We start from the raw sequence: 15,402 nt of genomic DNA, 5'->3' as shown, positions 1-15,402 counted from the left end.
TGCCGATTATGATTTCATTATTAATTGGAGGTTTTATCGGATTGTTCAGCGAAACGGCGCTGAATGTTGCTCTCAGTGATCTGATGCACATCCTGAATGTAGGTCCAGCAACCGTGCAATGGCTAACTACAGGTTATTTGCTGACCTTGGGTATCCTCGTCCCTATTTCCGGTTTCTTACTGCAATGGTTTAGTACGAGGCAGCTATTTATTGCAGCACTCAGCTTCTCTATCGCTGGGACCCTTGTTGCCGCTTTGGCTTCGAGTTTTGAAATTTTGATGGTTGCCCGTGTTATTCAGGCAGTGGGTACCGGACTATTGCTTCCGCTGCTGTTTAACACAGTATTAGTTATTTTCCCACCTGCCAAAAGAGGTCAAGCGATGGGAATGATCGGACTTGTTATTATGTTCGCACCAGCTATTGGTCCCACTATGGCGGGTCTTCTTATAGAGAAACTCAGTTGGAATTGGATTTTTTGGTTATCCCTGCCTTTCTTGGTCATCGCTCTTATCTTCGGAATTTTATATATGCAAAATGTCTCTAAATTATCGAAGCCGCGAATAGATCTCATGTCGATTCTTTTATCTACAATTGGATTCGGCAGTGTTGTGTTCGGCTTCAGCAGTGCTGGCGAAGGCGAAGGCGGTTGGAGCAGTACTCGAGTGGTTGTTTTTCTGATTATTGGTGTAGTAGCGCTCTTCATATTTGCTCTGCGTCAATTCAGAATGAAGGAACCTATGATGAATCTGCGTGTTTTTAAATACCCGATGTTTACAGTCGGTGTACTGCTTGTGCTGGCCTGCTTTATGGTCATCTTGTCTTCGATGCTGGTTTTGCCTATGTATTTGCAAAGCGGGCTGGGCTTAACGGCACTTGCTGCCGGCTTAATTCTGCTGCCCGGAGGTGTTCTGAACGGAGTCATGTCACCACTCATGGGTGGGTTATTTGATAAATATGGTCCCAAATGGCTGGTGATTCCAGGTCTTGTATCCGTAGCTGCTGCACTTTGGTTTTATTCGGGTATTACTACAGCCTCATCCATTACCTTTATCATTGTTCTCCATTCCTGGCTTATGATTGGCGTAGCGATGATTATGATGCCTGCCCAAACCAATGCTATGAATCAGCTTCCCAGAGAGCTTTATCCACATGGAACAGCCATAATGAACACTCTGCAGCAAATATCGGGTGCTGTTGGTACTGCGGTTGCTGTAAGTATCATGTCTTCGGGTCAAATCAAGTTTCTTAAAAATGCTGCTAATCCCGCCGATCCTGCAAACTTGCCATTGGCTTTGACTGCGGGGATTCAAGGTGCTTTTGCATTCGGAATGATTGTTGCTCTCATCGGTTTGATCATCGCTCTCTTTATTAAAAGGGTAATCGTACAGAAACACTAATTTACAAAAAGAGAGACTAACTCTTTTCTAATTGGAGCACTGCCTGGGTGATGTCATTCACTTGATTTAGGGCTTGCTGAACTAAGCATATAACAGCAGCGAAACTCGATTTCCAAATTTGCCTTCAATCATATTTTGATTGGGGGCATTTTGCTTTGTGATTTTATTATTCTACTTATACTACCGTTATTTCCAGCTACAGCTGGCAGTCCCCCTATTTACAGCTAAAAGTTTATATGGTAAATTTAATTTAGTTTCATATTATGATATGTAGTTTCATTAAGTGAAACTATCATGTAAGGATTCTCTGATCTGAAAATAAGGAGGAACGCTATCATGGAAAATTCGATTAAAAGCCAAGTGCAGCAGCAATTCGCTAAACATGCAGGAAAATATGTCACAAGCATTCGTCATGCCAAAGGCGAAGATTTGTCGTTACTCGTCTCATTATCCAAAGCCGATGCGAATATGGAGGTACTTGATATTGCAACTGGTGGTGGACACGTGGCGAACGCTCTTGCCCCATTGGTTCGTCGTGTGACAGCCTATGATTTGACAGCAGAAATGTTAACGACCGCAGCCGAATTTATTCGTGGGAATGGTCATTCAAACGTTGAATTCGTTGAGGGTGATGCGGAACAGCTTCCCTTTCACGACACTTCTTTCGATCTCGTTACTTGCAGGATTGCCGCACATCATTTTCCAAATATCCCCGCTTTCGCTGCAGAAGCATTCCGGGTCGTCAAGCCTGGCGGCAAGCTGCTGCTAATTGACAATGTGGCTCCCGAAGACGATAGATTCGATGAATTCTACAATCAGATAGAAAAGCAAAGAGATCCGAGCCATGTTCGTGCATGGAAAAAATCAGAATGGATCCATCTCTTAGAAAGTGCAGGCTTTCGCATTGAGATGGTCGTTTGTTCGCCTAAACCGTTCCAGTTCCATGACTGGTGTGAGCGGTCAGGGCTCCCAGAAGAGAAAATAACTTTGTTAGAAACTAAAATGCTTCAAGTTTCCGAGGAGCTGCAAAACTTCTTCTCAATACAAACGGATGAATCAGGCGGACTATCCAGCTTTACAGGTGAATCCGTTTATTTTCAAGCAATCCGTCCAGCTTAACGTAATTTCAGGGTTCACATAAATACATGCTTCCGTCCGAGGTAAATGGAACATATGCCTGATCCAGTCCGTTTTTTTGCTCAAGTGCAGCGTCTTAGATATGGACTCAAAAAAAATGTCAACCCTCGGTTGCTTCTGAGGGTTGACTGTTATCTAAGAATCATGCGAATGAGATTACTTCGCTATAGCCTTTTCTGCAGGATCGTCCGTTGTTAAGCAAGTCCTTTAATCCTTGCCAGCACAACCCAACGGCGTTCGAAGCGGCGTTTATACCGAGGAAGACCACGGTAAAGCTCAACTGTTGCTCGGTATGCCTCGCGGGCTTCAGCCTTGCTACCCAGACGGTGGTACAGCTGGCCAAGTCTATAATAGGCCTCGCATGAGGAAGAATTGACGATCTGGAACTGTTTTAAATAGGCTATTGATGTATGTGGGTCTTGATCCGCCCAAGCTTCGGCCAAACGCAAATAAGGTTCTCCATACTTGACGCGCGGATTCAACTCCAATGCTTGCAGTAAGCTTTGCTCACCCTGCTGTAAATGCCCAAGCTTTAATTCGCAGATGCCGAGTTCTGCCTGAACCTCTGCTGAATCCTTCATCACCTCAGAGATCTGGAGCAGATATTCATGCGCTTGTGTATATTTCCGCTGCTCCATCCATAACCGTGCCATTTCGAGTTTGGCGGTAGTTTGATGAGGGCTTAGCCGCAGCTCCTGACGAAGCTTTGATAGCTTTCGTACCCGTTTTAAAGGTTTGACAACACTTGGCGACAAGCCGATAAAACGCCGCTCCAATACATAAAATATAACGATCAATACAATAATAGCTATAATCGGGCTCCCCGTCAGCCATGTCAATGCAACAAACAACAGCAGCTTGCTCACGTTATATCATCCTCCCTACTCCTCATTACCTCTCATGTTCCTTTACATTGTTTGTTTCTTAAGTCATTCCTGTTTCAAACGATTTTGAATCGCATTGGATTCATGATCTTATCTTCTGATACAATGTCACACATATAGCGACAAGCTCGTTATCCGGATTCACCGTTGGTGTATCTTTGGCTTCGGCAAAAGCAAAGTACCTATCATGGTAACTATAGCAAGAGCAAACACACCCCAATATACGCTATGAATCGCAATTGTCAACCCGGTTTGTACAATATGCATTTCCTGAACCGACATTTGCTTAAGCCCGGAGGCGCTCAACAGTTGATCGATTGAATTTAATGTAACTACATTTCCCAATGGATTGTTTTCACTTGATAGAAAGGCGCTGAATTTCATGTTCAGTATCCCCCCGAGCAATGCCGCTCCTACTGAGCTTCCGAGCAGGCGCATAAACATATTGGATGCCGTAGCAGCTCCACGCATTTGCCAATCTACACTATTTTGAATCGAGGTCATGAACGTAACACTGGTCAGTCCCATTCCGATGCCTGTTATAAATGAACCTGTACCAGCCCATAAAGGTCCTTTTGCTGGGTCTAGAGTAAGGAAAAACAACGATCCGATAAAGGCGGCGACTCCTCCTATTGCTGCTGTTCGCCGCACTCCGATTTTAATAATCAAATGCCCGGCTGCCAGTGCAGCAAGCGGCCATCCCACCGTCATCACCGTCAAAGTAAAGCCTGCAACAATAGCGGAGTGCCCCATCACCCCTTGTATATAAGTCGGAAGAAAGCTCGACAACCCGATAACTAGAGCTCCTGACGTAAAGGTTGCCACATTGGCTATGGCGATAAAACGATTTTTCCATAAATGCAGCGGCATCATCGGTTCCGGCGCTTTCCGCTCCCACAGCAAAAACGAAACGGCCCCGATTACAAACACCATCAATAACATCATAATTTGAGGTGACGTCCAGCTCCACCCCACACCGCCCTGGATCAATACAACCATTAAGGACGTTATCGAAATGAAAAACAGACCGGAACCAGCATAGTCAATGGAACGTTTTTGTTTTTCTATACCCTCATGCAAAAAGAGGATCATGCCGATAATCGATAAAATCCCGAGCGGGATATTCATCCAAAAGATCCACGACCAGTGCGTATATTGCACGATCAAACCGCCGACCAACGGTCCTAATACTGAGGATATCCCAAATACACTGGAGAAAAATCCTTGAATTTTGGCGCGTTCTTCCATTGTATACATATCTCCAACGATCGTCATCCCGATAGGCTGAACAGCACCTGCGCCGAGTCCCTGAATCAATCGAAAAATGACGAGCGTAATCATGGATGTCGCCAGTCCGCACAACACAGACCCAATCAAAAAAATAACAATTCCGATTATAAAAATCGGTTTACGTCCAAATAAATCGGATAATTTTCCATAGATCGGGGTTGTCACAGCCTGCATTAACAAAAACGCTGAAAAAACTCAGCTGTACAACGAAAATCCGCCGAGCTCGCCGACAATACTGGGCATAGCCGTTGAAATTATGGTCATTTCAATGGCTGCCATGAACATGGATATAACGATGGCAGCGAGAACGAGTGGACGCACCGTCTTTTTCACGTTTGGTCTGGATTGAGCCATCGTGATTAGGTTCATCTTCTTGCCTCCTAACTTTATTCTATATGTAACTGGTTACGTCCAATTCGATCTGTCCCAGCGATTAAATGAACGCTCTCTACCAAATCATGTAAACCATATAATCGATTTTATTTTAATAAGCACTTAATGTCTATTCCTTCCTAAAGAAATAAACCCAAGCAACCAATTTTACTCATTCTCCATGTGGCGCCTATCGCTAGAGGAGAAATTAGGTAACACCAAACCGGGCAACTGACCATATCTTAATAAAAACTCATATTAGGGTAGGCGATGGTCATGAAAATAACGTTAGACATAGCCAAAGTATTATTGGAAGCAGCCGAAAGGAAAGCAAAGGAGCTTGGATTGGCGGATGATATAGCTATCGTTGATGATGGCGCAAATCTTATCGCTTTTCACCGTATGGACACTGCTAGAATAGCCGGAATCGATATTGCTCAGAACAAGGCTTGGACAAGCGTAGCAATGAAAATGCCAACATCCAATTTAGCACAAGCCGCCCTTCCAGGTAATCCATTGTTTGGAGTGAATACGACCAATCATGGGAAAATTGTTATTCTTGGCGGAGGAATTCCACTTATAATGGATGGGCGGATAATCGGTGGAATAGGTGTAAGCGGCGGCACAAGTGTTCAAGATATTGAAGTAGCTAATGCCGCTATACATGCGTTTGAAAACTTGCGGGACAGACGAGACTCAGAGAACATCTCATATCGTATTGGATCCAATCAAAGGGTTCTTTATTAAACTATCGTTATCATTCATGTAGCAAAGGGCTGCCCAACGGCAACCCTTTTACTGTTATTTATTATAATTTTTTCGTTAAAATATCCATTTCAATTTTTATGGTTTTAATTAAATGTTCATGATACCTACCCCAAGTTCTCTTGTAGATGATTCCCAGTCTTCTAACACCAACCCATAATGCCCAAAAATCAATTTCCAATTGGTCATTTTTAGAGAGTTCTCTAACTTCGTTATATCCCTTTACTAAAGAATTAAAACCAAGATAACGCTGACTCTGGCTCTGACCATCATGCAACTTGAAATGCCCTAAATCATATAGAGGACTGTTCCCTTGAATTTCACCAAAATCGATGATGCCTGTGAATTTTCCGTTATGAAAGAAAATATGGGAATAGTCAAAATCCCCATGAATTAAAAAGGATTCATGTCGTGACATTAATGAAGAACCTGAATGAAAGATGTCAGTGATTAGGGATATGTCACGCTTACTGAAGAGATTCTCTGATAATAAAAATAAATCTTCGTCCATAAACTCATAAATATAATCATGTACGAAGTGTTTTTCGCCTTCCAATGTGGTTCCCGTTTCTTCTGTACCTCTTTTAATCCATCCAAAACCATCAACTTTTATTTGGTTTATAACCGCAAGTTGTTTTCCTGCTTCAATAACGATGTCTTCGTATTCGTTTATTGACGAACAATCATTAATTTGGGAACCCACAATTTCTTTAACAAGCATAATGGACATCCCTAGGGTATCATTATGATGCTCAAAGTAAATAACTTCAGGAACATGAACTCCTTTTTGTCTTAGTAATGAATGTACATGTACTTCCACTCCAAAGCTCTTATCTTGTTCTGGAAGAATCCGAAGATAATAGGTATTCTCATCTAACTGAACACGATATACATAAGTAGATACACCCGTTAATACTCTATCAATTTTTAACGCTGCAGATTTAAGGTACTCCCTTAGTACTTGTGTCACTAAATCCATTTTAGGAGCATCATTTTTTATCAATAGCATATTCCTCTCTAATGTCAATTCATAATGAATGAAACGAAGTATTTCCGTTGAATGCAGGCTAGAGCATCTAAACAGGAATTGGAATTTGATTTTGACCTTTCTACAAGATTACTTAATTTCCCGCTTTATAAGCATCAACTCAGCTCTATTCTTCTGAACATCGTTCCCGTAGATGTCCATCGTTCACATAGTTGCTCACCACCCATTATGATGGTCTCCCCATTATCCTTAAATCGAATGCATACCGGAATATCATGAAGAATAAACTCAGTTTCTGATTTTGGCAGCCATCGTTTTTGCCACCATTTGGTGTCAGACAGTAATCATTAAAGATTTCGATATACTGATTTAGTTCTATATTGTAGTATCTTCCCGTCGGGTATTCCTTCTCAGCAAGATCCACATATGATAAGTTAACAAATTTAAGAAGAAGCTCGACGTATTCCCCCCATTTCCCATCTGTAATCTCCAAACATAATTTAGGTATTGGAGCTGCATCAAAAAGGAGTTTGGCATACTTTCCATAATCTCTTAAAAACATTCTGTAACCTTCTGCTCCTACTGGACGATCATTATAATACGGCTTATTTTTATCTCTATCCCATATACGTTCCAGGAAGTGTAAACCTCTATTCTTTTCAAGGTATTCTATAGTATCATCCGTGTTTTCTCTATATAGATAAACCAAAGATGGGTTAAGAGGAGAAATGATCTCAAACAGTGTTTCCACAAAAGCCTTGAGTTGAGCAAAAGAAGCACCCGCTAAAATTAAACTGTATATTTGAAATTGAAAGATGCTGCTATCTAGAATTACAATTTCATTAAATTGATTCTGTTTATGTACGAAATCCTCCCATTTTTCTAGCGTCACCTTCATATAACGTTCCATCGTAAAATTCCATACATCATATTGTTTCAATTCATTAAATGTGTAATCTCCAAGCACTTCGAAATAATTCCATTCTAATTCAAGCAAGTCGATTCCAACACCATTCTTCCGTCAATTAGTTACTTGATATCGACCGATGACAAGAACCTGATTACATCACTAAAAAAATCCGTGATTAACACGGCTTCTAATGTACTAATGATTATGACGTAGACAAAAGCGGCATAAGTCTCGTAGATTAATAAGTTTTCTTCAAATGAGTAATATCAGCTAATTGAATCAAATGATATCGCCCCTTGATATACTCTATCCGCGTAATTGAACATTCTGGAACGAGGTCGCTTTGTACCTCAATAAACCGAGGGTGCCACTGCATTAATTCATGTGGTGGAATCACGTTGATTAAGAAATCAGTGATCAACCCTCCGTGGGCAACCGCAACAATCTCGCTAATTGCGTTAGCTTCACTGATCTCTACGGCAAATGACTCTAGCCGTTCACCTGCTTGTTGAGAGGAATTTCCAACGGGAGGCACATATTGGCGATCTTTCGAACATCTTTCCCACATGTCAACAAACTCTTGAAACGTCTGTCCAGCAAGATCTCCCCAATTCGCTCTCTCCCGTAGTCTATTATCTATCAGAACTGGGAGTCCGAGGCGAGATCCAATAAATTCAGCTGTTTCCTTAGCTCGTCTCAAGGGACTTGCATATACATGCTTTATCAATTTACTTTCAAGATACGCTGCTGTCATCTGAGCTTGCTCTATTCCGTATTCAGATAATGGAACATCTCCTATAGCTTTTTCCTTTATTCCATGTCGAACGAGATAAAATGTGGTCATTTTCATTACCACCCCTAATTTGGGTTTTAGTAAAGCCAGCTTCATCATATATTGCTTATGCTTACTCTCACCTTTATAAATTTCCTTGATAAGCGTTTTCAATGATTGCTTTGATATCCGCGGGAGTCGTAAGTCGAGGATTAATGAGTACGTTGCCGCTTCTCATGGAGTCCTCTACCATTTTTGGCAGCAATTCCAGTGATACCCCTAGCTGTTGAATTGTTCTCGGAATATGTAGCGCTTCGTTCATGCTGCACACGAGTTGCAGCGCCTTGTCCCCTGCTTCCCGAAAAGTGAGACCGGTTGTATCCGCACCAAGAGCGGACGCGATATCCCTCATTTTGTCTGGGCACGCTGGAAGATTGAATTTCATTACATAAGGTAGAAGCACTGCATTAGCGATCCCGTGAGCTATGTTGAAAATGCCACCTAACGTGTGGGATATGGCATGGACATTACCAAGCCGTGACTGGGAGAAAGCCGCTCCTGCAAGCATGGAAGCAACCAGCATGTTCTCCCTGCTCTCAATATCGTCTCCGACGTAGTAGGCTTTGGGGAGATTGCGGCCGATCAATTCGATCGCTTGGATAGCAAAAGCTCGGCTTATAGGAGTCGCCGTTTTAGACGTGTAAGACTCTATGGCGTGCGTTAACGAATCCATGCCAGTAGCCGCGGTGATGTCAGCAGGCAGTTTGAGAGTAAGTTCGGCGTCGAGCAGTGCCAACTTGGGGAACAAGTATGGGCTGATGACTGCGGTCTTAAATCGGGTCAGTGAGTTGGTCACAATCGTCGAGGCGGTCACTTCGCTTCCGGTCCCTGCTGTTGTTGGAATAACAATGAGTGGATATCCAGGGTTCGGTATCTTACCGACTCCCTCATAATCAAGAATATGTCCGGTGTTGCACGCCATAATGGCGATCCCTTTGGCTGTATCAATACTGCTCCCGCCGCCTACCGCGACCACATGATCGGTACCAACTGTCTTCAGCCTTTCCAATCCCTTCATGATGCTCTCAGCACTCGGGTTTGGCTCGGTCTCGTCAAACACATCATATGAAATTTCGTGCTCAGTAAGAGATTGTTCAATTGTTCGGAGTAGACCTGCCTTGCGAATACCTTGGTCAGTGACAATCAATGCTTTTTGAGCTTGATTGGACTTGAGAATTTCTCCGATTTTACGGGAGATGCCACGATCGCATTCCACTGCGGTAGGTATATAAAATTTGAAGCTGCTCATACAATACATCTCCTCTTGAATGAATTCGCTTACAATCACTTTCAAATAGACGTTTAAAGAAATTATACCTACAATGTTCTTATTAAAGCAACAAATCATTGAGGGTGAATTCATATGAGGAAAAAGCTTTTTTTCAGTTGCTAGAAAGAAATCGTTTCTTTAATGGTTGCCCATTGTATTTGTGGTTTTTCTTCATTATGAACCCTCACTGTCCCAACAAAGATATCATCTAGAACTGGATTCTCTAAATAATGCTCAATAGTAAATGTAATGATCTTTGATGTATGTAAACTTAATAATTCACTCTGATGTATCCAAAATAATTCCCCTTCATCAGAAGAGATAAAATTCCTGTGCTTGGTTTCTCCAAAATATACGTATTGCTGTCGAATTTCTCCAGTGTTTTTTTCTATCAGTATGTATTTCATTCTAAAGTTCTCAATATCACTTTTAATAAATCCAGTTTCTTCTTCAATTTCTCTATAGCTAGCCTTCATTGGAAAATTAAGCTCTTCATTTTCAAGATGTCCTCCGATGCCACCCCAAAACTCAAAATTAAAAATCTTACTTCTTGCTTTTTTCATCATTAATACATGGTCTTGGTTAAATAAGAATGCAGTTGCCATTTGTCTTATCTCCATGAATACCTTCCTCTACTTTTACTTCATATCCTTGTCGTACATTTGGTCTTATCACAACGATTGCTTGATATACATAGGCTTGTGAGTCATTCTTATGAAACTTATAGCAATTTACATCAAGATTTTCCATTATATCAGTACATGTAAATAATGTAAATAATATAGAAGCTCACAAAGCCTATATAAGACTTGGCATAGTTTGTACCATTGAGCTGCTCGCTATTTTCCGACTAACGGATACCGATGCATGACCTTCACTCTAGTATTCAACGTCAATCGTACCTGCTGTTTATAGAGTCAACTTGCGCGATAAAGGGTTACTTTCTGCCGGGAAGTTTGATACACTAGTATTTACTTTAATTAAGGAGTCTTGTGTTCATGAAAAAAGGAGTTATCTATGGTATATTAGCTTATTTATCGTGGGGGTTTTTGCCGTTGTACTGGCGTCTCTTCGAATCGATGCCAGCTTGGGAAATTCTAGCACATCGAATTGTATGGTCGTTGGTTTTTGTAGCCATATTAGTGACTGGAGCAAAGCGATGGAAGCAGCTTAAATCTGTTGTTCCCAATTTTAAAAGCAAATTAGCTGTATTTCTTTGCTCCATCTTCATAAGCTGCAACTGGTTTCTATTCATTTGGGCAGTGAATAATGGACATGTAATCCAGACGAGCTTAGGCTATTATATGAATCCACTTATTAGCGTAGTTTTTGCTGTCATTTTTTTGAAGGAACGACTATCGGTCGGCCAATGGTTGGCCATCCTGCTTGCGGGTCTGGGTGTTTTAATTATGGCCCTTCAATATGGAACGATTCCTTGGGTTGCGATCTCTTTAGCCGTCTCTTTTGCGCTGTATGGTCTTGCCAAAAAAATGGCAGGGTTGGATGTATTGCTCGGGCTCACCTGGGAAACTATCATTGTTTTTCCTGCTGCCTTGGTTTATTTGTTTTACATTCAAGCTGCTGGTTCTAGCACAATATCCGCTTTATCCGGATATTCGCTAGTGCTTCTTCTCTTGTCGGGTGCGGCTACTGCCTTACCACTGTTCTGGTTTGCTCAAGCAGCCAAACTGCTCCCTCTTTCAATGGTTGGTTTTATACAGTATATCGCTCCGACAACAAGCTTGCTGATAGCTATATTTGTATTTCACGAACCGTTTGCTGGCGCTCAATTGATAAGCTTTTCCTTTATATGGCTTGCCTTAGTCGTGTATTCCTTCGTATCATTCAGGAAGTCTAGAGCAAGTAAAACGATTGCTAATGCTGCTGCGTAGTGTGTAGCCACAAGAAAAGAGGATGTCCCAAAAGCCATGAAAATGGTTGTGGGACATCCTCTTTTCAATTTTTTCAAGAGACTATCAACTAAAGTTTGTGGGAATCGATTTGGAAAATGACCGGATTTATCCATCAACATTATGAGGAGAAAATTACGCATGATGATATAGCGGCTGCAGGTTCTGTATACAGAAGCCGATGCTGCGAGTTGTTCAATACGTACATTGGCCAAACGTCTATTTAATCAGGTATCGCCTGTAGATAGTCTGTGTCATGTTACAGGAAACGGATCAAACCATATTTGAAATTACTGCTTCCTGTGGCTTTCAGAGTTCAAATTATTTTTCGTATCTTTTCCGCAAGGAAATGAGGTTAGTCCCCTGGAATATCGAAAACAATTTGCTGTTTGTATGGAAAAGCAAGAAGCGCGCCCAACCATATAAAAGAATGACATTCCTAAAGCCAGCCAGTCGGGTACTCGGGATGGAGTTCATTATGTCCTGATGGATTGGATTTATGTATGAATACGGAGGCACCCCCTCCCCACCTTTTAGGGTGCTTGCCATAAAACAATTTGAATGGGTAAAGTGATCATCCAATGGCCAATATTCAGATATTGACTCTCATACAGACATGAGATATATTTATGTCGTATCTTATTAAATTAATTAAAATAACTAATAAATTAATGACAGAGAATTATGATGACATCACTTGGCTTTCAGGATTAGACCTTTTCTAACGATTTCAGCTGATGTACGAAATACCTTTTTCGAACTTCGTAAGATGGGATATCACGATGTGCAAGTTGCTGTGGATTAACCGCGCCATTTCGTTGGAAGATACAGCAGAAACCTAGCATGAAAGCGGACTTCAATGTATGGCAACGCAAGAATGACTTTGTAGATGTGCGAGACGATTTAGTCTACTTTGTCAAGATGAACCGGCTTTGGGGTAGCAAACACTTCACGATTAGTACCCTCCACCGTAAGTTGATGACGATGGAAAGGATAAAGCCCTTTTACTCCGAGATGCACCAAATGGCTCAGGTGCTGGGCGAGTATGGGATTTCCCTTGCCGTCCATCCGCTCTGGTTTAATTATGAGTGCGTGGACGGCATGCGTGCCGTGGATACGGTGACGAATCGGCTACCGGAATTAGGGTTAACCGTATGTTTCCACCACGTTACAAAAGCGGAGGAAATTCGGTGGCTTTATTGGAGCAGTATCGCGGCCAGACAAACACTTGTTACTTTAAAGAATTTACGATTGCAAGCCCGTTCCCGTTGGCCAAGGCCGGATAGACTGGTTGCCTATATTTGAGGCTTGTCATCGGACGGGAGTCAAGTGGGAATAAGCAGAAAAACGCATTCGATTGCACACAAGAAAACCTGCAGTATCTTGTGAATTCGGGCATCACTACTGAAGAGTAGGATAAAAAAGGAGTAGAACGATGAGCGAAGAAAAACGTATTTTTAAAGGTATTTTATTTAGCCCAGCCAATCCAAAACTTCGGGCCATTAAATTGCAAGCACATAATTTGAGCAGTTTGTATAGTCGTACCCTCGAAAATGAAACCGAAACAAGAGAAAGGATTTTAAACCAGATTCTTGGCAGTAAAGGTGAAAATTGTTTTATTCAAGGGCCTGTTTTTTTTCATTATGGTACCCACACCGAAATAGGCGATCACTTTTTTGCAAACTATAATTTTACGGTTCAAGACGATGCAAAAGTAATAATCGGCAATCATGTCAACTTCGGGCCAAACGTCACGATTGTTACACCCGTCCATCCACTCGTTGCATCCGAACGCAGACAGATGCTGGATCAACATGGAAATGCGCAATTGCTTTGTTATGCCAAGCCGGTCACGATTGGTAATGATGTATGGCTTTCAACCAATGTGACCGTTTGTGGCGGCGTAACCATTGGCGATCGTAGCGTCATCGGGGCAGGCAGCGTTGTGACGCACGATATCCCGCCCGATTCGTTCGCCGCAGGTGTACCCTGTAAAGTCATCCGTAAAATTACCGAAGCAGACAGCATGATCTACAAACCGGATATTTTAGCGGATTGCCAAATCATGAAAGACGGGCAATTTGAATAAAAATGCGGCCTACCAGGTCCTCGCGGCAAATATCCGGAGGACCACAAAATAATTTAACACAATGGAGAATGGACATGATTTTTCTTATCTTAATTTATCTGGCATTTATCAGCCTTGGATTGCCCGACTCCCTGCTTGGTTCCTCCTGGCCCATCATGAATACTGATTTGGGTGTCCCCATCGGAAACGCAGGAATTGTATCCATTATTATTTCCATTGGCACCATCATTTCCAGCTTGCTCTCATACAAGTTGATTCGGGTCATTGGCACTGGCAAGGTAACGATTATCAGTGTCGCCATGACTGCCGCTGCACTACTTGGTTTTTCGCTTTCGCCTTCCTTCATTTGGTTATTGGTTTGTGCGATTCCGCTTGGCCTTGGGGGCGGAGCCGTTGATGCCGGACTGAATAGGTTTGTGGCCGAGCATTATGAAGCCAAGCATATGAACTGGCTACACGGTTTTTGGGGTGTTGGAGCCATGTTGGGTCCCATTTTGATGTCTACGCTCGTATTGTGGGGAAACACATGGAGAAGCGGTTATTTTACTATATCGATGGTACAGTTATCATTGGTTATCTTACTGCTGTTTTCACTTCCAATGTGGAGGAAATTTGAAGGCCCGTCAACGAAGCCGACTGAAGAAGATCTGCAATCCAAAGATAAGCCAGGACTGCTCTCTTCGCTGAAAACAAGAGGTGCTATCTTTGGGATGTTTTCGTTCTTCCTAGTTTCTGCAACGGAAGCTTCCATGATGCTATGGGGATCAAGTTATTTAGTGAAAAGCGAAAGCATTTCGCCCGAAAGTGCTGCCGGGTTGGTATCCTTATTTTTCTTGGGAATCACTGGCGGACGGATGTTAAGCGGCTTTATCTCCATTAAGCTGAGCAATGAGGCGCTGATTCGTCTTGGAGTTATTCTTATGATTTTCGGTTTTTTTATCATGCTGTTGCCACTTCCGACGATTTTCACACTAATCTCATTCATTATTGTTGGGACAGGGCTGGCGCCGATCTATCCATCCATGCTGCATCAAACGCCCATTTATTTTGGGCAGCATAACGCACAGGCGGCTATGGGCATGCAAATGGCATTTGCCTATACCGGTACTACGCTGGTTGCGCCATTGTTCGGTCAACTCTTTGCGCACTTCTCCTTCTCCTTAATGCCTTATGTGCTTCTCACTTGCGGCGTTGGATTGCTGATTTGTAGAGAAATGTTAACGCGGGCGTATAAAAAGAAAGCGGGCGTTCACAAAAGCGCTTCTCTGGAGAGCTAAGTGTTTAAAGTAACAGGCCGGCAAATGTATATTGAACAGAGGGGGAGATGAAATCTCCCCCTCTGTTCAATATTAGTTTGCAGATAAAAAAAGCAACGATCATGAATAAATGGCCGGAGAGATTTTACAGGGCTATCAGGATAAGGATTGCTTCTTGGAAAACGGACTTCCTGATTTGGCAAAATTGAAAATTCCGCTTTATGTCGGATGTTCTTCGTATCGGGAGCTTAACCAGGATAGTACAAAAAAATCATCCATTGTATCTTGAACGCTAATTGAAG

14 protein-coding genes and 1 pseudogene are annotated in these 15,402 nt (G+C 42.3%); 7 read left to right on the top strand and 8 right to left on the bottom strand.

All coding sequences use genetic code 11. The annotated features are described in order from the left end of the window. Nucleotides 1–8: 8 nt before the first annotated feature. Both BM210_RS17480 and BM210_RS17475 read left to right on the top strand, forming a co-directional pair. A complete protein-coding gene (locus BM210_RS17480) occupies nucleotides 9–1,397 on the top strand; it encodes a DHA2 family efflux MFS transporter permease subunit (RefSeq protein ID WP_256223757.1) in 1,389 nt (462 codons plus the stop codon). Nucleotides 1,398–1,733: 336 nt separating this feature from the next. Continuing rightward, complete coding sequence (locus BM210_RS17475) at nucleotides 1,734–2,516, top strand: class I SAM-dependent methyltransferase (RefSeq protein WP_091170688.1); 783 nt, start codon at nucleotides 1,734–1,736, stop codon at nucleotides 2,514–2,516. 212 nt (nucleotides 2,517–2,728) lie between these two features. Here BM210_RS17475 and BM210_RS17470 read toward each other — a convergent pair whose 3' ends face one another. The 3 genes and pseudogenes from BM210_RS17470 to BM210_RS36290 all read right to left on the bottom strand — a co-directional run bounded on the left by BM210_RS17470 (nucleotide 2,729) and on the right by BM210_RS36290 (nucleotide 5,077). Further along, complete coding sequence (locus tag BM210_RS17470) at nucleotides 2,729–3,400, bottom strand: tetratricopeptide repeat protein (protein ID WP_091170686.1); 672 nt, start codon at nucleotides 3,398–3,400, stop codon at nucleotides 2,729–2,731. Nucleotides 3,401–3,559: 159 nt separating this feature from the next. Then, nucleotides 3,560–4,891: pseudogene (locus BM210_RS17465) on the bottom strand (MFS transporter); the annotation flags it as partial. Between the two features lie 12 nt (nucleotides 4,892–4,903). Next, nucleotides 4,904–5,077, bottom strand: a complete 174-nt coding sequence (locus tag BM210_RS36290) for a hypothetical protein (RefSeq protein ID WP_371263492.1) — start codon at nucleotides 5,075–5,077, stop codon at nucleotides 4,904–4,906. Nucleotides 5,078–5,356: 279 nt separating this feature from the next. Here BM210_RS36290 and BM210_RS17460 point away from each other — a divergent pair, with 279 nt between their 5' ends. Then, on the top strand, nucleotides 5,357–5,827 hold the full coding sequence (locus tag BM210_RS17460) for a GlcG/HbpS family heme-binding protein (protein ID WP_371263491.1): 471 nt from the start codon (nucleotides 5,357–5,359) through the stop codon (nucleotides 5,825–5,827). Between the two features lie 61 nt (nucleotides 5,828–5,888). Here BM210_RS17460 and BM210_RS17455 read toward each other — a convergent pair whose 3' ends face one another. The 5 genes from BM210_RS17455 to BM210_RS17435 all read right to left on the bottom strand — a co-directional run bounded on the left by BM210_RS17455 (nucleotide 5,889) and on the right by BM210_RS17435 (nucleotide 10,465). Continuing rightward, nucleotides 5,889–6,848: a phosphotransferase family protein gene (locus BM210_RS17455; RefSeq protein WP_177237867.1), complete on the bottom strand. Its 960-nt coding sequence runs from the start codon at nucleotides 6,846–6,848 to the stop codon at nucleotides 5,889–5,891. A gap of 211 nt (nucleotides 6,849–7,059) precedes the next feature. Next, entirely contained in the window at nucleotides 7,060–7,830 is a 771-nt protein-coding gene (locus BM210_RS17450) for a P-loop NTPase family protein (protein ID WP_091170679.1), read from the bottom strand. 151 nt (nucleotides 7,831–7,981) lie between these two features. Next, complete coding sequence (locus tag BM210_RS17445) at nucleotides 7,982–8,689, bottom strand: histidine phosphatase family protein (RefSeq protein ID WP_256223709.1); 708 nt, start codon at nucleotides 8,687–8,689, stop codon at nucleotides 7,982–7,984. Further along, the gene (locus BM210_RS17440; RefSeq protein ID WP_091170677.1) at nucleotides 8,661–9,824 is read right to left on the bottom strand and encodes an iron-containing alcohol dehydrogenase; all 1,164 of its coding nucleotides are present in this window, start codon (nucleotides 9,822–9,824) and stop codon (nucleotides 8,661–8,663) included. The genes BM210_RS17445 and BM210_RS17440 overlap by 29 nt, the downstream gene beginning before the upstream one ends. A 140-nt stretch (nucleotides 9,825–9,964) precedes the next feature. Continuing rightward, nucleotides 9,965–10,465, bottom strand: a complete 501-nt coding sequence (locus BM210_RS17435; RefSeq protein WP_091170675.1) for an NUDIX domain-containing protein — start codon at nucleotides 10,463–10,465, stop codon at nucleotides 9,965–9,967. Between the two features lie 378 nt (nucleotides 10,466–10,843). Between BM210_RS17435 and rarD the strand changes: the two genes are divergently transcribed. The 4 genes from rarD to BM210_RS17410 all read left to right on the top strand — a co-directional run bounded on the left by rarD (nucleotide 10,844) and on the right by BM210_RS17410 (nucleotide 15,121). Next, entirely contained in the window at nucleotides 10,844–11,737 is an 894-nt protein-coding gene (rarD, locus tag BM210_RS17430) for an EamA family transporter RarD (RefSeq protein WP_091170672.1), read from the top strand. Nucleotides 11,738–12,739: 1,002 nt separating this feature from the next. Further along, nucleotides 12,740–13,060, top strand: a complete 321-nt coding sequence (locus BM210_RS17420) for a hypothetical protein (protein ID WP_143101063.1) — start codon at nucleotides 12,740–12,742, stop codon at nucleotides 13,058–13,060. A 130-nt stretch (nucleotides 13,061–13,190) separates the two neighbouring features. Continuing rightward, entirely contained in the window at nucleotides 13,191–13,844 is a 654-nt protein-coding gene (locus tag BM210_RS17415; RefSeq protein ID WP_091170665.1) for a sugar O-acetyltransferase, read from the top strand. Nucleotides 13,845–13,918: 74 nt separating this feature from the next. Next, on the top strand, nucleotides 13,919–15,121 hold the full coding sequence (locus tag BM210_RS17410) for an MFS transporter (protein ID WP_256223708.1): 1,203 nt from the start codon (nucleotides 13,919–13,921) through the stop codon (nucleotides 15,119–15,121). The last annotated feature ends 281 nt before the right edge of the window (nucleotides 15,122–15,402 follow it).

It is taken from the genome of Paenibacillus sp. 1_12 (assembly GCF_900114475.1).
Taxonomy (GTDB): domain Bacteria; phylum Bacillota; class Bacilli; order Paenibacillales; family NBRC-103111; genus Paenibacillus_S.
Note: the sequence above shows the minus strand (reverse complement) of the source record. Positions and strands in the feature narration are given on the sequence as shown.